Genomic DNA, 17,932 nt, shown 5'->3' on the forward strand with positions numbered 1-17,932 from the left:
TGCTGCCCGGGACGCGCGACGCCTGGCAGGGCACCACCGACGAGCTGTACCGCACCGAACTCGCGTTCCGCGCGGCGATCGACGAATGCGCGGCCCTGCTGGAAGGACGTGTGGACCTGCTCGGCGCGCTCTACGGCACGGCCGAAGCCGACGAACGAGCCGTGGTCTTCGCCGTCGAGTACGCCTTCACCCGCTTGCTGGCGGCGTGGGGTCTCGAACCGGCCGTCCTGCTCGGTCGCGGCACCGGGGAGTGCGTCGCCGCCGTCGCGGGAGGGCTGTTCGGCCTCGCCGAAGGCCTCGAACTCGCACTCGGCGGGCCGGTGCCCCAGGCGGGAACGCCGACGGTGCCGGTGATCTCGCCCCGGACCGGCGCGGTGCTCACCGCCGCCGAAGCCGCGGACGCGGCGCACTGGCGGATCGCGGACGACCGTTTTGAAGACGGCCTGCTGGCCCTCGCGAAGTACGCCGATGTCCTGGTGGAAGCCGGACTCGGGGACAAGGGCGCCGAAGCGGCCGGACGCTACCTGCCGCAGACGCCGGTCGTCTCGCTGCTGCCGGAGCCGGCGGCCGGAGTCGGCCGCCGCGCCTGGCTGGCCGCGCTCGGCGCGCTCTGGGAGCACGGCGTCGGAGTGGACTGGGCGACCGGTGCCGGACCGGACCGCCGCTTCGTTTCCCTGCCCGGGTACCGCTTCCAGCGCACCCGCTACTGGCCGGAGGTCGCTTCTCGCGGCAACGGCTGGTCGCTGACGCAGATGTCGGCCGGTGAGCCCGAGACCCCGGTCCGTGCGGGCCTGGCCGCGCACACGCCGACGTGGCATCGGGACACCACCCGCCGCGTGCCCGCGACGCCGGGCGACCTGGTGCTGTTCGCCGAGCCGGGCGCGTTCGCCGACGGTTTCGCGGCCGCGGCGGAGGCGGCCGGGCACCGCGTGACCGTCGCCGGTATCGAACCGTCCGATATGGACGGATACCGCCGGGTGCTCGCCTCGGTGAGCGGCGACGGACCGCTGCGGATCGTGCACGCCCACGGCCTCACCGCCAGTGACCTCGAGTCCGGGTTCTACAGCCTCATGTGGCTGGGCAAGGCGATCGGTGCCGAATGCGCCGGCCGCCGGGTCGACCTGCTCTCCCTGGGACGCGGCGGATTCGACGTCCTCGGCGGGGACGCCACCGACGCCTTCGCCCCGACGATCGCCGCGACGACCGACGCGATCGCCGCCGAGTACCCCCTGGTCCACGCGCAGTACGCGGACTTCGACCGCACCGGTGACAAGGTCGCCCAGGCCACGCACGAACTCGATCTGCTCGCGGTGTCCACTGTGGACACTGTCGACGGGGTCGCGGTCGCTGCCTGGAGAGGCGGACGACGCTGGCTGCGGGGCTTCGACGTCGTCGAGCTGCCCGAAACCGACGACTCGGTGGCCTGGAAGCCCGGCGGGACCTACCTGATCACCGGTGGTCTCGGCGTTCTCGGCCTGGCGCTGGCACGGCGGCTCGCCCCGCTCGGCGTGAACCTCGCGCTGGCAGGCCGTTCCGAACTGCCACCGGAGGAGACCTGGGACGACTGGATCCGCGACCACGGCGTGGACGACCGCACGAGCAGCGTGCTGCTGGCGGTCCGGGATCTGCGCGCCCTCGGCGCCGACGTGCTCACGCTGCGGGCCGACGTCAGCGTTCCCGGCGACGCCGCGGCGCTGCTGGCGGAGGTCCGCGGGTACTTCGGTTACCTCGACGGTGTCGTGCACGCGGCCGGGATCGCCGGTGGCGGGCTGATGCAGAACAAGACCCGCGAGCAGGCCGCAGCCGTGCTGGCACCGAAGGTCGACGGCACCCTCGCCCTGACCGAGGCACTGAGCGTGGAACCGGTCGACCTGCTGGTCCTGTACTCCTCGACGGTGACGCTCACCGTCGGCGTCGGCGAGATCGACTACTCGGCGGCCAACGCCTTCCTCGACGGCGTCGCGGCCACCGAGGCGGGCGGGCGCGGTCCGGCCAAGCAGGTCGTGTCGGTCGCGTGGGGGCCCTGGCAGCTGGACGCCTGGACGGCGTCCGGGCTGTCCGGTTCCGCCGAGGCGCAGGAGGGTTCCCGCAAGTTCCGCGAGGAATTCGGCATCGGCGCCGAAGAAGGCACCGAACTGCTCTCGCGGATCATCGTCTCCGGCGAGCCGCAGGTGACCGTGCTGCCGCTCCCGCTGACCGACGTGCTGGCCGCGCTGGCCCGGATGGGTTCGGTCGACGCGCTGGTCGGCGCCGACGCCGCCATCCCCACCGGCGAGCGCTACCCCCGGCCCGATCTGCGCACGGCGCTCGTCGCGCCGCGCACCCCGGCCGAGGAACGCGTCGCCGCCGCGTGGTGCGACTGCCTCGGCCTGGAAGAGGTCGGCGTGCACGACCCGTTCTTCGACCTCGGCGGCACTTCGCTGATCGGCCTGGTGCTGATCGGCCGCGTCGCCAAGGAATTCGGCGTCGAACTGGCCCCGGCGAGCCTGTTCGAGAAACCGACCATCGCCGAGTTCGTCACGCTGCTCGGCGAACCGGGCGCGGCCCCGGCGGCGGCCGCCGAGCCCGCCGAAGACGTCTCCGCCCGCGGCGAACGCCGCCGCGCCCGCGCCGCGAACCTCCGCAAGCGCCCGAGCCGGACCGGAAGGTGAACCACCCCATGACCACGCCCAGCAGGGACACCGGCGGCGACATCGCGATCGTCGGCATGGCCGGGAACTTCCCCGGCGCGCCCGACATCGGCAAGTTCTGGGCCGACCTGTGCGCCGGCCGCGACGGCATCACCCGGATGACCCGGGCCGAACTGCTCGCCGCGGGTGTCCCGCCCGAGGTGGCCGACGACCCGGCGTTCGTCCCGGCGGCCGGCCTCCTGCCCGGCATCGACCGCTTCGACGCCGACTTCTTCGGCTACGACCGCACCGACGCCGAGCTGCTCGACCCGCAGCACCGGCTGTTCCTCGAATGCGCGTGGCACGCGCTGGAGGACGCCGGTGTCGACCCGGACCGCATCGAAGGCCTGGCCGGGGTCTTCGCGGGCGGCGCGCCCAGTACGTACCTGCTGTCGAATCTGCTGTCGAACGACGTCACCGCGCTGACCGTCGGCCCGGACCAGCTGATCCTGCAGAACGAAAAAGACCTGATCGCGTCCCGGCTGTCGTACGCGCTCGATCTGACCGGCCCGTCGGTCAGCGTCCAGAGCTGCAGTTCGACCGCGCTCGCCGCGGTCGCCCAGGGCTGCTCCAGCCTGCTCACCGGCGAGTCCGACCTGGTGGTGTCCGGTTCGGTTTCCGTTGTCGTGCCCCAGGAACCCGGTTACCTCTACCGCGAAGGCAGCCGGTTCGCGCCCGACGGCATCAACCGGATCCTCGACGCCGGAGCCAACGGCAAGGTTCCCGGCAACGGCCTCGGCGTCGTCGTGATGCGGCGCCTCGAGGACGCGCAGGCCGACGGCGACCGGATCTACGCGGTGATCCGCGGCTGGGCCATCCACCACGAGGGCAACCGCGCACGCCAGGGCTTCAACCTGCCGGGTGTGCCCGGTCAGGCCGCCGTCGTCGCCGAGGCCATGGCCGCCGCCGACGTCGAACCCGCCGAGATCGACCATATCGAAGTGTCCACTTTGGGCACTCCCTTCGGCGACGTCGCCGAGATCTCCGCGCTGCAGAAGATCTTCGACGTCGACGGCGTCGAGCGGATCACGCTCGGCTCGATCGACGCGAACCTCGGCCACATCAACCAGGCGGGCGGGATCGCCCGGCTGATCAAGGCCGCGCTGGCGCTGCATCACGAGAAGCTGCCGCCCGCGGTCAACTTCGAGAAGCCCAACCCGCAGCTGGCCCACAGCGGCGACAAGCTGGTCGTCCAGACGGAACTGGGCGACTGGCCGCGCGGCGAGCGGCCGCGGCTGGCCGGGGTCAGCGCGTACGGCTTCGGCGGCACCGACGCCCACGTCGTCATCGAAGAGGCGCCGGAAGATCTGCCCGAACGTCCGGCCGCCCGGCCGCACCAACTGCTCGCCTGGTCCGCGCGGACCCCCGAAGCGGCCGACGCGATGACCGGCAGGCTGGCCGCCGACCGTCCTGAGTGGACTGATCTGGCCGACGTCGCCTACACGTTGCACAACGGCCGGAAGGCCTTCGAGCACCGCCGGATGACCGTGGTGTCCTCCGCGGACGACGCCGCCGACGCGTTCGCCTCCGAGACGCGCGTGGTCGCCGAAGCGGACTCGGCTCCGCGCGAGGCGGGGTTCCTGCTCGCCGGGGTCGGCGAACAGTACCGCGGCATGGCCGGCGGGCTCTACGACAGCGAGCCGGAATTCAAGGCCGCCGTCGACGAATGCGCCGCGCTGTTCAAGGCTCATCTCGGCACCGACCCGACGGCGAGCCTGCACGGCGCTCGCGGTTCCGGCGGCGGCGACCTGGCGCGCTTGCTGGGCCGCGCGACCGACACCGAGGACGCGGCACCGTCCGTCACCCAGCCCGCGGTGTTCACCCTCGGCTACGCGCTCGGACGGCTGCTGCGCGCCTGGGGTCTCCGGCCTTCGGTGCTCGCCGGATACAGTGTCGGCGAGTTCGCCGCCGCCGCGCTTTCCGGCGCGCTGACGCTCGAAGAGGCGACCGCGCTGGTCGCGACCCGGGCGAAGCTGATCGAGAAGCTCCCGCCCGGCGCGATGGCCGCTGTTCCGCTGGGTGCCGACGAACTCACCAAACTGGTCGGCGACGTGACCGCGTTCGGCGTCGACGTCGCCGCGCTGAACGGGCCGCGGATGATCGTGGTGTCCGGCGCGGGCGACGGCGTCGAGAAGCTGGCCGCCGCGCTCGCCGAACACGGCGTCCCGGCCCGGCCGCTGCGCACGACGCACGCCTTCCACTCGCGCGCCCTGCGCCCCGCCGCCGCGGAACTGACCGCGTGGGCGCGCAAGAACCTCACGCCGCGCGAGCCGGAGGTGCCCTACCTGTCCAATGTCACCGGTGCGCCGATCACCGCGAAGCAGCTGAACGATCCCGGCTACTGGGCCGAGCACATGTGCCGTCCGGTGCGATTCGCCGCGATGATCGAGCATCTTGCCAGTACGAACCCGGATACCGTGTTGCTGGAACTGGGAGCCGGGCAGTCGCTCGGCTCGATGTTCCGCGGCCACCCCGAATTCCCGCAGACCTCGTGGCCGCTGCTGGTACCGACCCTGCCCGGCGAGGCCGACCCCCGCCAGGACACCGCCGTGCTCACCGAAGCGCTCGGCCGGGCCTGGCTGTCCGGGGCGGACATCGACTGGCGGGCCTACCACGACGGCCGCGACCCGAGGAAGACGACGCTGCCGGGCTATCCCTTCCAGCACGACCGCTACTGGATCGAGCCGACCACGGCGCCCGCCGACGTCGCCCTCGGCGCCCGTGCGGCCGGCGAGAAGGCCGCACGGCCGGTCTACCTGGTCGAGGGCGAACTGGACGTCACCGCCCGCGACCTGGGTATGCGGCTGGGCGCCGAACTCGGCGCGACCGTCGTGTTCGCCGACGAGCACCCCGGCGGCGCGGACGCCGTCCGGGCCGCTCACGGCCGCCTCGACGGCGTGCTGGACCTGACCACGAGCAACGCAGCCAAGGAGGAACGATGACCCTCGTCGGAGTCGTCGGCGCCGGTGTGATGGGCACCGGGGTCGCGCAGAATCTCGCCACCAGCGAGCACGAGGTCGTGCTGATCGACGTCGACCCGGGCAAACTGGCCGACGCCCGCGACCGGATCGAACTCGAATGCCGGATGAGCCGCATGCTCGGCGGCCCGGAGATCGACGCGGCCGCCGTACTCGGCCGGATCACCTTCGGCACCGAGCTCGCACTGCTCGCCGAGGCCGAGGTCGTGATCGAGAACATCACCGAGAACTGGGACCTGAAGTCCCGTCTCTACCCCAAACTCGACGAGGCCTGCAAGGCCGACACCGTGTTCGTCGTCAACACCTCCGCCATCCCGATCACCAAGGTCGCCGCGCTCACCGGACGCGCGGACAAGGTGATGGGCGTGCACTTCATGAACCCGGTGCCGATGAAGCCGTCGTGCGAGTTCATCCCCGGCTACCACACCAGCGAGTCCACAAAGGACATCGTGCGCGAGCTGCTGCTGTCGATGGGGAAGAAGCCGATCCCGGTCAACGACGCCTCCGGGTTCGTCTCCAACCGCGTCCTCATGCTCACCGTCAACGAAGCCGCTTTCCTCGTGCACGAAGGCGTCGCGGACGCGGAGACCGTCGACGAGGTGTTCCGCGGCTGCTTCGGCCACCCGATGGGCCCGCTGGAGACGGCGGACCTGATCGGCGTCGACACGATCCTCTACAGCGTCGAAGTGCTCTACGACGAGTTCAACGACAGCAAGTACCGCCCGTGCCCGCTGCTCAAGCAGATGACCGCGGCCGGACTGCACGGCCGCAAGTCCGGCAAGGGTTTCTACAACTACAGCGGCTGATGGCGGTGCACGTGCCGGCTGGGTGGGTCGTGAGTGGCGATTCGTGTTCTAACCCGAATCGCCACTCACGACCCCCAGCCTCAGACGGTCGCGCGGGCAGGCCAGGTTGCGAAAGCCACTTTCGCAACCTTCAACGTTGCGAAAGTGGCTTTCGCAACACCGTCTGTCCCGGCAGATCGCGCTGGGTCGAGGGTCGTGAGTGGCGATTCGTGTTCTAACCCTATTTGCCACTCACGACCCCCTGGGCCCACCACATCACCATCGCCTGACCTCCCACTACCCACGAAAGGCATCCACCATGTCGCAGGACGTCCGCGGCGAGATCCGCGCCTTCATCGGGGCGAAGTTCCCCAGCCTGTCGTTCACCGACGAGCAGGACATCTTCGCCCTCGGCTTCGTCAACTCGCTGTTCGCGATGGAACTGGTCATGTTCATCGAGAAGGCGTTCGCCACGCGCATCCCCAACGACGAGCTGAAGCTGGACAACTTCCGCACCGTCACGCGGATGACCGAACTGGTCGAGCGGCGCACCGCCGCGGCCGCCCACTGAACGGCAGACGTGACGTGAGGGCGAGGACACGGCCCGAAGCCCCCGAAGTCGAGGTGGTCGGGCGTTTCGTCGACGAGGAGGTCTGCCCGCACGCGGACGCGTGGGACCGGGCGGAACGGATCCCCGGGGACGTGCTGCGGCGGATGGGGGAGCTGGGACTGTGGGCCCCGTTCCTCCCCGTCGAAGCGGGCGGCACCGGGATGGACATGGTCACCCTCGGCCGGGTGCACGAGGAGGTCGGCCGCGGCTGTTCGTCGCTGCGGAGCCTGCTCACCGTGCACACGATGGTGACCGCGACCGTGCAGCGCTGGGGTGACGACGAACAACGCGAGCGCTGGCTGCCGGAGCTCGCCGATGGTGGCACGCGGGGCGCGTTCTGCCTGACCGAACCGGATTTCAGCGGCAGCGACTCGACCGCCGCGGGGACCGTGGCCGTCGCCGAGAACGGTGTCTGGACGCTGCGGGGCCGCAAGACGTGGATCACCGGCGGCCAGGTCGCCGGGCTGCTGCTGGTGTTCGCCGGCACGGCCACCGGGATGAGCGCGTTCCTGGTGCCCGCCGATCACCCCGGTGTCACCGTGACGCCGGTCCGGCACATGCTCGGCACCACGGCCAGCATGCTGGCGACCATCGAGTTCGACGACGTCCGGCTCGATCCGTCCGCGCTGGTCGGGCCGCCGGGCTGGGCCGCGGGCACGGTGATGACCGGCGCGCTCGACCTCGGACGCTACAGCGTCGCGTGCGGTTCGGTCGGGATCGTGCGGGCCGCGCTGGCGGCGTCCGCGGCCTACACGTCGGCGCGTTCGGCCGGCGGCGGGCTGCTGCGGGACCTGCCGCAGATCCGCGCCATGATCAGCGAGATGGTCACCGCGCGCGACGCCGCCCGGCTGCTGTGCGAGAAGGCCGGAAGGCTCAAGGACGCGGGCGATCCGGCGACCATCATGGCGACCTGGGTGGCCAAGTACTTCGCCTCCACCGCCGCGGCCAAGGCGGGTTCGGACGCGGTCCAGATCCACGGCGCGAACGGCTGCGGCCCGGACTACCCGGTCGCCCGGCTGTACCGCGACGCGAAAGTCATGGAAATCATCGAAGGCAGCACACAGATCCAAGAGCTGACCATCGCGGACGAGGCGTACCGGGAGGTGGCGGGATGACCGCCGTTGCGGAGAAACCGAAGCGGGGCCGGATCAAATGCGTGGTGTGGGACCTGGACAACACGGTGTGGGACGGCACCCTGCTCGAAGACGGCGAGGTCACCGTGCGGCCGGAGGTCGTCGCGGAGATCAAGCGGCTCGACGAACTGGGCATCCTGCATTCGGTGGCCAGCCGTAACGACCACGAAGCGGCGATGACACGGCTGAAGGCGGCCGGGCTCGACGAGTACTTCCTGTACCCGCAGATCACCTGGAACCCCAAATCCGGCTCCGTGGAACGGATCGCGAAATCGCTCAACATCGGCCTCGACGCGATCGCGTTCGTCGACGACCAGCCGTTCGAACTGGCCGAGGTCGCCCACGCCCTGCCGGCGGTCAAGACCGTCGACGTCGCGAAGCTGGGGGAGACCCTGGCGTCGGAGGAGTTCCGGCCCAAGTTCGTCACCGACGAGTCGAAGGTGCGCCGCGACCTCTACCGCGCGGCCGCGGTGCGGGACCGGATCGAACAGGACCACGAGGGCACCAGCGAGGAATTCCTGTCCACTTTGGACATGAAGTTCACCATCGCCAGGGCCCAGCGGGAAGACCTGCAGCGGGCCGAGGAACTGACCGTCCGCACCAATCAGCTCAACTCGACCGGCCGGACGTACTCCTACGACGAGCTCGACGAGCTGCGGACCTCACCTGATCACGTGCTGCTCGTCGCGTCCCTTTCGGACAAGTACGGCGGCTACGGCAAGATCGGCCTCGCTCTCGCCGAACGCGGCACGGAGGCCTGGCATCTGCGGATGATGCTCATGTCGTGCCGCGTGATGTCGCGCGGCGTCGGCACGGTCCTGCTCAACCACATCATGGGGCTGGCGAAGGAAGACGGCGCGAAACTGCGCGCGGACTTCGTCGAGACGGGCCGCAACCGCGTCATGTACGTGACCTACGCGTTCGCGGGTTTCACCGAGATCTCGCGCGACGGCGACCGGCTCGTCCTGGAGTCCGACCTGAGCACGATCCAGCCGCCGCCGCCCTATCTGACGTTGGAGGTGCGATGACCGCACCGATCACGAAGCGGCCCTGGCTGCCCGGCGGAGTTCCGGCGGGCGCGGCGACCAGGTTGTTCTGCTTCCCGCACGCCGGGGCCAGCGCGGCCGTCTACCGCGAGTGGGGCGCCGCGGCGGGTGACGGCCTGGTCGTCCTGCCGGTCCAGCTGCCCGGCCGGGCCGAACGCGGTCGCGAGACACCGCACGAAGACGTCGAAAGCCTTGTCGAAGCGGCCATCGACGGTCTGGGCGACGCGCTCACCGGGGACTTCGCGTTCTTCGGCCACAGCGTCGGCGCCCTGACCGCGTACCTGCTCACCCGCAGGCTCGCCGAACGCGGCGCCACGCTGCCGAAGCATCTGTTCGTTTCGGGCCGGGCGGCGCCTCAGCTGCCCGACACCCGGCTGCAACTGCGAGCGCTGCCCGACGACCGGCTCGCCGCCGAACTCAACGCGCTCGGCGGGCTGCCGGACGTCCTGCTGCGCGAGCCGTCGCTGCTGGCGATGTTCCTGCCGCTGATGCGGGCCGATCTCGCGGTCAACGAGACCTACCGGCACGTGCCGGGGGAGCCGTTGCCGGTGCCCCTGACCGTATTCGGCGGCGACCGTGACCCTCGGGCCGATCTGGACGAACTGGCCGCCTGGCTGGAACTCGCCGCCGACGCGACGATGGTCACCTACCCGGGCGGGCATTTCTATCTCGAACAGCGTGTCCCGGAGCTGCTGGGCGTGATCCACCGAAAGCTCGCCCGATGACGACGCAGTGGTTCTCGGCCTGGACGCAGCCTTCGGGCGCGCTGTTCGAACGGCTCCGCCCCGGCCGGGACGCACACGTCTGGCGAATCCCGCTCGCCCGCGTACTCGCCCCGGGCTCGCCCGAGGTCTACGGCCTGCTCGGCGGGCTTTCCGGCGAGGAACGGCGCCGCGCCGCCGGGATCGCGGTGGACGAGGAACGGGCGGGATTCCTGGCCTCGCACGTCGCCCTGCGCGACATCCTGGCCGGCTACACGGGAATCGCGCCGACGGCGCTCGAGTTCACCCGCGACGGCGACCGTCCGGCGCTGGCCGGGGCTACGGGAATCGAGTTCAGTCTGTCCCGCTCCGGCGGGCTGGCGCTGATCGCGGTGGCCGCCGGGATCCGGGTCGGCGTCGACGTCGAGGAGGTCCGCGAGGTCGACCACGACGGGCTGGCCGCGCGGACACTGCGGCCCGAAGAGGCCGACGCGGTGCACGAGCCCGCGACGTTCTTCCGTTACTGGGCCTGCAAAGAGGCCTATCTGAAGGTCGACGGCCGCGGCCTGGCCGGACTGCCGGGGCCCGCCTTCACCCTCACCGGCGGCGACGTCGAACTCGACGACGGTCCGGAATGGACGATCACCGAACTGGACGCCGGCGCGGGCCACGCGGCCGCGCTGGCCGTCCCGGCGCGCGCGGTCACCGTGCGCGCCTTCGATTGGCTTCCCGGCAGGCGGCGACCGGCACGGGAGCACCGGAAAGGCGGAGTGAAATGAGCGACCCGAAAGCGGAGCTCGAAGAGTTCATCCAGACCACGGAATTCAGCTGTCTCGGCGCCCGCGCGGCGTTGAAGAAGGGCTCGATCGTCCACGGGCACTACCCGGCGCTGGGCGACGCGGCTTCGGCGCGTGCCCACTACCGCGACCTGCTCGCGTACGCGCGAGACATCCGGCCCACGTTGTCGGACAAGAGTTTCCGCACGTTCGTCTCCACCTTCGAGGAACCCGGCGGGATCCTCGACGAGGAGGAACACGAACGCCTGCTGTGGCAGCACCTCCAGTACATGCACGACATCGACAGCCGGACCTACGGCCTCGAAGAAGGCGCGACCTCCGACCCGAACGAGCCCAACTTCGGTTTCCACGTCGCGGGGCACTCGTTCTTCATCGTCGGCATGCACCCGGGCGCTTCCCGGGCGAGCCGCCGCTTCTCGCGGCCGGCCATCGCCTTCAACTCGCTGATGCAGTTCATGCTGCTGGGGGACAAGTTCTTCTCGATGCAGGACGCGATCCGCAAACGCGAGACGACCAACAACGGCTCGGTCAACCCGAGCTTCACGACGTACGAGTACCAGATGCCCTCCCGCCATTTCTCCGGCCGGATGACCGAGGAGGACTGGAAGTGCCCGTACACCTCGCGGCACGAGGCCTCGTCGGTCAAGTACACCTCGGACGTGATGCAGCGGCCCGCGAGCTGAGCGGTACCGCGAAAAGCCCCCGGTCGCCGAGCGACCGGGGGCTTTCGTCCTGGGCGGTTCAGGCGAGGGCCTCGACCAGACCCGGTCGCACGGCCGGACGCCGCGACAGCGCGGTGCGGGTCGCGCGCGGGATGCGCTGGTAGACGAGTTCGCGCAACGTCGCACGCCGGAAGGTGTAGCCGGCTTCGTCGTCTTCGCGGCGCAGGACCGCGAGGCTCGCGAGCCGCGACAGGGCTCCTTCGACTTCGGCGGTGTCGCGTCCGCAGACCGCCGCGACGTCCTCCGCGGTGAACGCGTCCCCGGTCAGGCTGGCGGCCTTGAGCAGGGACTTCTCGGCCGGGGGCAGGTTGTCGAGCTGCGCCGCGAGGGTCCGGCGCACCAGCGGGGGAGTCGCCGACTGGCCCAGAGCGGTGAACGGGGTGGTCCGGCCGTGCGCGCCCTGGGCGTACGCGTGCGCGAACCGGGGGTTCCCGCCGATCCGGGCGATCAGCTCGCGCCTGCCGCGGATCAGCCGGGCGGTGCCGGGCAACAGCTTGTCGAGCAGCTTGCCGACGGCGTCGTCCGAGAGCGAGGAGAGCGACACCGTCGTGCCGCAGCGTTCGCCCTGTCCGGTGTCCAGCAGACCCGGCCGGGCGGACGCCACGATCAGCACGGGCAGGCCCGCGCAGGCTTCGCCGAGCCTGTCGACGGCGTCGCGGGACTCCGGGTCGGCGCGGTGCAGGTCGTCGGCCAGGACCACCAGCGGCCCGTATGCGGTCAGCTCGGTGGCAGCACCCCTCAGCGCCGCGTCGCCGCCTTCGGCGCGCAGCCTTGAGGCCGTCTGGGGGAGCAGGCCCGGCATGACGGCGAACGCCTCGACGACGTCGGCGCGAGCGTCCACCACCCGGATCCGAGGGTGCTCCGCCAGCGCTTCCGCGAACTCGGCGAGAAGGCGCGTCTTGCCGATGCCGGGCTCGCCGAGCACCGTCACCCGGTGCGGGCGCCCGCCGCGCTCGACGAAACCGAGAAGGTGCCCCAGCAGATCGAGGTCGTGCTCGCGGCCGACGAAACCGCCGGGGTCGGCGGGCTCCGCCACCGGCTTCTGGCGAGCCGAAACGGCGTGCCACCAACCGGGGGAGTCCTCCGACGCCTCGTGCACCACGGTGGGTTCCGCGGCTTCGCGGACCGCGTCCGAAACGCGGACCCGGCCTTCCGGCGCACGCAGCGCGGAGCGGACGCAGCGGTCCAGCACGGGCCCGGCCACCTGCCCGGGGCCGGCGGTGGTGTACTCGACGAGCACGTCACCGCTGTCGACACCGACCTGCGAGGCGATCCCGGCCGAGGACAGCCTGTCGAGGATCCGCAGCGCGGTCCGGGTCGCGTGGACGGCGTCGTCGTCATCGGTCCGGGGCAGCCCGAACAGGGCCAGCACCACCGGACCCGAGTCACCGGGCAGGTGAGCGCCCGCCGCGGCGGCCTCCTCCTCGACGACGTCCCGCAGCCGCGCCTGGATCTCCACGGCCTCCTCGGGGTCGTCGTCCGGCGTGGCGGCGAGGGCGACGCCGATCGCGACGACCGGCTTCCGCTCGCTCTCCACCGGCTCCGTGCGGTGCATGGCGATCACCGGGGCCGGTGTGAACGGCAGTGGCGCGACCACCGGGGCGGGCGCGGGAGCCGGTTCGGGCCGCGGCGCCGGTTCCGGCCGCCGGGTGAGCAGGGTTTCGTCATGCTGGAGGATCGCGCGCTCCAGCTCCCGCAGCTCCTTGCCGGGCTCGAGCCCGAGCCCATCGGCGAGACTGGCCCGCGTCGCGCGGTAGACCTCCAGCGCGTCGACGTGGCGGCCGCAGCGGTAGAGCGCGGTCATCAGCTGGGCGTTGAGCCGTTCGCGATTCGGGTTGGCCTCGGCCAGCGGACGCAGATCGGGAAGCACCTCGTGGTGCCGCCCACGGTCCAGCTCCAGACCGAACAGATCCTCGTGGACCGCGATCCGCTGGTCCTCCAGCGCGACCAGCTCCGGCCACACCACGCCGGTCTCGGTGAGGTCGGCGAGCACCGGGCCCCGCCACAGGGCGAGCGCCTCACGGTAAGCCGTGACGGCCCGCTCGCCGTCGCCACCGGCCTGCGCCGCGCGGCCGTCCGTCGCCAGCTTGCGGAACCGGGCGACGTCGACCTGGTCGCTGTCGACGCGCAGCAGGTAACCGGGCGCGTGGGTGAGCAGCATCGCCTGCTCGGTGTCGCCGGTGCGCTGGGCCAGCGTGGAGCGCAGCCCAGAAACGGCGTTCTGCACCATCTTGCGGGCGGTGTTGGGGATCTCGTCCGCCCAGATCGCCTGCAACAGCGTGCTCGTCGCGATGACCTCGTTGTGGCGCAACAGGAGATAGGCGAGCACGGCTCGCTGGGTCGCCCCGCGCAGCACGACCGGACGTCCGTCGTGCACGACGTTGAAGGGGCCGAGGAGGTCGAAACGCACGGGTCACCACCTTGTTCGGAGCTTGCGAAGACGATCTCCACGGTGGCCCTCCACCCCCACCCCCGACAACGCTGAAGAGCCGATACTGGCTCGGTGCCAGTGGCACCCGAGAACGATGCCAGTTACCGCCCGATGTGTTGACTGTGGACATTCCACCTGCTACCCCGCGCGCGCCCCGCATTTCGCCCTCTAAATGCGGTTACTCGCGTCGCGGCCACGAAAAGCTCACGTGCTCCTAAGGGCAACTCGCGTGACCGAATGGACGTCACGCGCGTCGTCCATCCCATCACGGGTGACGTCCGCCCAGTCACGCGAGACGTCCGCCCAGTCACGGGTGACGTCCGTCCAGTCACGCGAGACGTCCATCGACAGGGACGCCTTCGGCCCTTGCTCACTCGCCCAGAAGGTCGCGATGGGGAGTGGACCGCAATTAGTCCTCTGAATGCGATGGGCGGGGGGAGGGGTCAGGTCAGGTATTCGCCGGTCAGGATCGCCGCCGCCAGTTCGACGCGGGAGGTGTACCCGGTGCGTGAGAACAGCCGGCTGAGTCGGCCTTCCACGCTCTTCTCGCTGGTTTCGAGGACGCCCGCGAGTTGCCGGTTGGTGAGTCCCTCGGCGACGAGGATCGCCAGCAGCCGTTCGTTCTCCGCCGTCGTCTCAGCTCGGCCCGGGCCGGTGAAGCCGTTGTCACGCAACAGTTTCCGCATGCGGGCGCGCCAGAACCAGGCGCCGACCTCGCCGAACAGCTCGTACGCCTCGGTCCACGAACGCTCCGGCTGGTGTCCGGCGTGGCCCGCCCGCAGCAACGTCATCGCCGATTCGTACGGGACGTCGCGGCGTTCGCGTGCGATCGCCGCGGCACGCCGGGCGGCGGCGGAGTCGCCGTAGACCGCCGCGCGGGCCAGGTAGTGGTTCTGGTGCGCGCGGGCGGTGTCGAGCTGTGTCGCCGTGCGCGCCGAGCGCCGGACCCAGTGCTCGCTCTCACGCTGTTTGTCGCGCTGCAGCGCGGAGCGGGCCAGGTCGGCCCAGAGGTCTTCGGTGCCGAGCAGATAGCCGCCGGCGTCGGCACCGCGCGCGGCCGAGTACAGCAACGCGTCGGCGCCTTCGCCGTCGCCGAGTTTGCTGAGGACGGTGAACTCCGCGTGGTCGATCGCGTGGGATATGCCGAACTGACGGCTGTCGGCGGCCAGCGCCCTGGCCCTCGAAAGCCAGCCCTGCGCGCCGAGGATCCGGATCGCGCTCTGCGTCAGCATGCTGTGCAGCGGACGCGCGGGGTCGTTGCCGCCCAGCATCGTCCGGCGGGCCAGCTCCATCGCCTCCGGCCAGTCCCCGCCCAGGTAGCTCAAGGCGAACCGGTTGGCTCCCGGAAGCTGATCGGACCTCAAACCGGCGTCGGCCATCCGGCGGCGGGCTTCCCGATATTCGCCGAGCTGCAGCAGCATCTCCACTTCGAACCGGCGCTGTTCGATGCTGTACTGCGGCAGATCCCCCGAGCGCCACAGTTCCGGATGCGCGATGAGCGTGCGCAGCTGGGACGGATCGCCGAGCACGACACCGCAGGCGGCGAGGAACATGGTGGCGAAGTCGGTGGTGATCGGGTTGCTGCCGGTCCACACCGTACGTTCCCGTTCGAGCAGATCGCGGGCCTCGACCCAGCGCAGGCTCAGCAACAGGGCGTAGGCCCGGTTGACCACCATCAGGGCGGGGTCGTCCGGCAGCACCGCGGACGCGCCCGCGGCGATCTCGGCGAGTTCACCGTGTTCCGAGCGGGCCGAGAGCCCGGTGATGAACACGGCCGAAAGTTCCTGCGCCTGTGCCTGTTCGAGGTGGGAGAGGTGCTTGCAGAGGACCTGGCGCGCGCAGTCCCCGGCCTCGGCCGCCCGGTAGTGCAGGGCCTTGGCGGCGCTCAGCAGCATCAGCACACCGGTGCGCTCGGGCGGTTCGGGCACCCAGTCGAGTGCCGCGTGGAGCCAGCGTTCCGCCTTGGCGCCGTCGGTGAACAGGACACGCCGTCCGTGCCGGAGGAGTTCGTCCGCCGACCGGCGTGTGTCGAGGAGCGAGCCCGCCTGGGCGATCCAGTCGAGCACCAGGTCCTCGTCGGTGACCGAAGCCGAGCCCTCCCACACCGCGTGGACCGCTTGGGCGGCCAGGCTCCGCCAGGCGTACGGGCCGATCTGCGCCAGCAGGGCCTCCTGCACGGCCGGGACCCGGAACCGGTGCCCGCCGTCCCGGTGCTTCACCAGGACGCGCTCGGCGACGAGCCGGTCGAGCACCGGGCGGAGGTCTTCCTCCGGGCGTCCGAGCGCGGTCGCGGTCAACCGGACGGCGGCCGTCTCGAGCGGGGCGAGCACCGCCATCGTCTCGGCGACCGTCCGCACGTCGTCTCCCGCCTCGGTCACCGCCCGCAGGAGCGGATGGTCCACCGTGGCCACCGGCAGGTCGACCCGTTCGACACGGTAGGCGGTGCGGTCCACTATCCGCAGGGCACCGGCAGAGCGGTAGCCGTGCACAAGCGCGGTCAGCGCGGCGGGGTTTCCCCTGGCCACCGTGTGCAGTTCGTCCACCAGGCCGGCGTCGGGCCTGGCCGAGACCAGCCCGGTCACCAGGGACCGGGACTGCGCTCGCGAAAGCGGCCGGAGGAACCGCAACCTGGCGAGGCCGCTCGCCCGCAATCGGGCGTAGGCCATCCGCAGCGCGGCATCCCCGGACATGCCGCTCCCCGGGCCGATGCGCAGCGTCGCGACCACGCTGATCGGGGTCTCCGGCGAAGATCGGTGCAGCAGCGGACTCAGGAGCCGTGCGCTGTGCTCGTCGACCCACTGCGCGTCGTCGATCAGGACGACCAGCGGGGTCTGGGTACGCAGGAGGGCGAAGACGGCCGTCGCGATCTTCGCGACCGTCTCCGGGCTCTGCGTGACCTCACCCGCCCTGGCGAGCATCGCCAGCACGGATCGCCGCGCGGGCTCCTCCTCGGCCCTGTCCGCGCCGAGGAGGACGAGGAGCCGGAACATCGCGCCGTACGGGAGCTCCCGGTCGAGTTCGGCCAGCCGCAGCACCAGGACCTTGGCGGACGCCGTGAGTTCCCCGGCGAGCCTGTCGAGCACCGTGCTGCGCCCGCAACCGGGTTCGCCCGCGAGCACGGTGAGCGGTGCCGTCCCGGGACCGGCCTCGTCCCGCAGGAGTCCGATGTCCTCGACGCGGACGTCCGCCCGCGGTCCGGTCCCGTTCTCCCTGTGCCTCGTGCCCATGCGCCCAGTTCACCAGGATCGGGCCGGGCGAACCGTCACCCAACCGTATGAACCGGGCCGAGGGGACCGTGGTAGATCACCGGTGACCGGTAATTCTCCCGGTCACCGCCCTGGGGTGGGCGGTTCGGCGCGCGGTGCGTCCCGTGCACCGGACGTCGACAAACCGGCCGGTATGCTGAAGCGTCCGCACGAGAAGGAGCCGGCCATGACACGAGCGACCACCCGCAAGGCGGGTACGGCCGAGGCGAGCGGCGACGACCAGGCCGCGGTACCTCGCCGGTTGCTGTCGCACGCCACGAAGCTCTTCGCGAAGAAGGGCTTCGACCGCACCTCCGTGCAGGAGATCGTCGAGGCGGCCGGGGTCACCAAGGGGGCGATGTACCACTACTTCGGTTCCAAGGACGACCTCCTTTACGAGATCTACGCCCGGGTGCTGCGCGCGCAGACCGAGCAACTGGAGAAGGTGGCCTCGAGCGAGGCGCCGCTGCGGGAGCGGCTGCGCTCGGCCGCCTCCGACGTCGTCGTCAGCACGATCGACAACCTCGACGACAACACGATCTTCATGCAGTCCATGCACCAGCTCAGCGTGGAGAAGCAGAAGGCCGTCCGCGCGGAACGCCGCAAGTACCACGAGCGGTTCCGCACACTGATCGAGGAAGGCCAGGAGTCCGGCGAATTCCGCGCGGACAAACCGGCCGACGTGATCGTCGACTTCTTCTTCGGTTCGGTACACCACCTCGGTTCCTGGTACCGGCGCGGAGGCGCGCTCTCGGCCCGCCAGATCGGCGACCACTACGCCGATCTGCTGCTGGCCGCGCTGCGACCCGAATAGC

13 protein-coding genes are annotated in these 17,932 nt (G+C 71.1%); 10 read left to right on the forward strand and 3 right to left on the reverse strand.

Translation table 11 applies throughout. From position 1 onward, the window contains the following. From H5J31_RS25880 to gntA, 9 genes are all read left to right on the forward strand, one after another. On the forward strand, positions 1–2,651 hold a 2,651-nt coding region (locus tag H5J31_RS25880), incomplete at its 5' end, for an SDR family NAD(P)-dependent oxidoreductase (protein ID WP_181775240.1). 8 nt (positions 2,652–2,659) lie between these two features. Continuing rightward, on the forward strand, positions 2,660–5,611 hold the full coding sequence (locus H5J31_RS25885; protein WP_181775241.1) for a type I polyketide synthase: 2,952 nt from the start codon (positions 2,660–2,662) through the stop codon (positions 5,609–5,611). After that, positions 5,608–6,453 carry a 3-hydroxyacyl-CoA dehydrogenase family protein gene (locus H5J31_RS25890; protein WP_181775242.1) on the forward strand — a complete coding sequence of 282 codons (846 nt, stop codon included), beginning with the start codon at positions 5,608–5,610 and terminating at the stop codon, positions 6,451–6,453. Before H5J31_RS25885 ends, H5J31_RS25890 begins: the two co-directional genes overlap by 4 nt. Positions 6,454–6,751: 298 nt before the next feature. Beyond that, on the forward strand, positions 6,752–7,003 hold the full coding sequence (locus tag H5J31_RS25895; RefSeq protein ID WP_181775243.1) for an acyl carrier protein: 252 nt from the start codon (positions 6,752–6,754) through the stop codon (positions 7,001–7,003). 14 nt (positions 7,004–7,017) lie between these two features. Continuing rightward, positions 7,018–8,157 carry an acyl-CoA dehydrogenase family protein gene (locus H5J31_RS25900; RefSeq protein WP_181775244.1) on the forward strand — a complete coding sequence of 380 codons (1,140 nt, stop codon included), beginning with the start codon at positions 7,018–7,020 and terminating at the stop codon, positions 8,155–8,157. Continuing rightward, entirely contained in the window at positions 8,154–9,203 is a 1,050-nt protein-coding gene (locus H5J31_RS25905) for an HAD-IIIC family phosphatase (protein ID WP_181775245.1), read from the forward strand. Before H5J31_RS25900 ends, H5J31_RS25905 begins: the two co-directional genes overlap by 4 nt. After that, positions 9,200–9,946, forward strand: a complete 747-nt coding sequence (locus tag H5J31_RS25910; RefSeq protein ID WP_181775246.1) for a thioesterase II family protein — start codon at positions 9,200–9,202, stop codon at positions 9,944–9,946. Before H5J31_RS25905 ends, H5J31_RS25910 begins: the two co-directional genes overlap by 4 nt. Further along, complete coding sequence (locus H5J31_RS25915; RefSeq protein WP_181775247.1) at positions 9,943–10,701, forward strand: 4'-phosphopantetheinyl transferase family protein; 759 nt, start codon at positions 9,943–9,945, stop codon at positions 10,699–10,701. Before H5J31_RS25910 ends, H5J31_RS25915 begins: the two co-directional genes overlap by 4 nt. Next, positions 10,698–11,402 (forward strand): guanitoxin biosynthesis heme-dependent pre-guanitoxin N-hydroxylase GntA, encoded by a 705-nt coding sequence (gene gntA, locus H5J31_RS25920; protein WP_181775248.1) that lies wholly within the window; start codon positions 10,698–10,700, stop codon positions 11,400–11,402. Before H5J31_RS25915 ends, gntA begins: the two co-directional genes overlap by 4 nt. Before the next feature lie 58 nt (positions 11,403–11,460). Here gntA and H5J31_RS25925 read toward each other — a convergent pair whose 3' ends face one another. From H5J31_RS25925 to H5J31_RS25930, 3 genes are all read right to left on the reverse strand, one after another. Next, positions 11,461–13,851, reverse strand: coding sequence for a BTAD domain-containing putative transcriptional regulator (locus H5J31_RS25925; protein ID WP_181775249.1), 2,391 nt, complete (start codon positions 13,849–13,851; stop codon positions 11,461–11,463). A gap of 225 nt (positions 13,852–14,076) precedes the next feature. Then, a complete protein-coding gene (locus H5J31_RS39620; protein WP_207898808.1) occupies positions 14,077–14,217 on the reverse strand; it encodes a hypothetical protein in 141 nt (46 codons plus the stop codon). Positions 14,218–14,315: 98 nt separating this feature from the next. Continuing rightward, positions 14,316–17,099 carry an AAA family ATPase gene (locus H5J31_RS25930; protein WP_181775250.1) on the reverse strand — a complete coding sequence of 928 codons (2,784 nt, stop codon included), beginning with the start codon at positions 17,097–17,099 and terminating at the stop codon, positions 14,316–14,318. A 205-nt stretch (positions 17,100–17,304) separates the two neighbouring features. Between H5J31_RS25930 and H5J31_RS25935 the strand changes: the two genes are divergently transcribed. Beyond that, positions 17,305–17,931 carry a TetR/AcrR family transcriptional regulator gene (locus H5J31_RS25935; RefSeq protein ID WP_181775251.1) on the forward strand — a complete coding sequence of 209 codons (627 nt, stop codon included), beginning with the start codon at positions 17,305–17,307 and terminating at the stop codon, positions 17,929–17,931. Position 17,932 lies beyond the last annotated feature (1 nt).

The organism is Amycolatopsis pittospori (assembly GCF_013870525.1).
GTDB classification, from domain to species: Bacteria; Actinomycetota; Actinomycetes; order Mycobacteriales; family Pseudonocardiaceae; genus Amycolatopsis; species Amycolatopsis pittospori.

Excerpts from the sequence above, each read along its gene's own strand:
- gntA (WP_181775248.1), top strand. The coding sequence starts at position 10,698 with ATGAGCGACCCGAAAGCGGAGCTCGAAGAGTTCATCCAGACCACGGAA.
- H5J31_RS25935 (WP_181775251.1), top strand. The coding sequence starts at position 17,305 with ATGACACGAGCGACCACCCGCAAGGCGGGTACGGCCGAGGCGAGCGGC.
- H5J31_RS39620 (WP_207898808.1), bottom strand. The coding sequence starts at position 14,217 with ATGGACGTCTCGCGTGACTGGACGGACGTCACCCGTGACTGGGCGGAC.
- H5J31_RS25915 (WP_181775247.1), top strand. The coding sequence starts at position 9,943 with ATGACGACGCAGTGGTTCTCGGCCTGGACGCAGCCTTCGGGCGCGCTG.
- H5J31_RS25895 (WP_181775243.1), top strand. The coding sequence starts at position 6,752 with ATGTCGCAGGACGTCCGCGGCGAGATCCGCGCCTTCATCGGGGCGAAG.
- H5J31_RS25910 (WP_181775246.1), top strand. The coding sequence starts at position 9,200 with ATGACCGCACCGATCACGAAGCGGCCCTGGCTGCCCGGCGGAGTTCCG.
- H5J31_RS25905 (WP_181775245.1), top strand. The coding sequence starts at position 8,154 with ATGACCGCCGTTGCGGAGAAACCGAAGCGGGGCCGGATCAAATGCGTG.
- H5J31_RS25890 (WP_181775242.1), top strand. The coding sequence starts at position 5,608 with ATGACCCTCGTCGGAGTCGTCGGCGCCGGTGTGATGGGCACCGGGGTC.
- H5J31_RS25885 (WP_181775241.1), top strand. The coding sequence starts at position 2,660 with ATGACCACGCCCAGCAGGGACACCGGCGGCGACATCGCGATCGTCGGC.
- H5J31_RS25930 (WP_181775250.1), bottom strand. The coding sequence starts at position 17,099 with ATGGGCACGAGGCACAGGGAGAACGGGACCGGACCGCGGGCGGACGTC.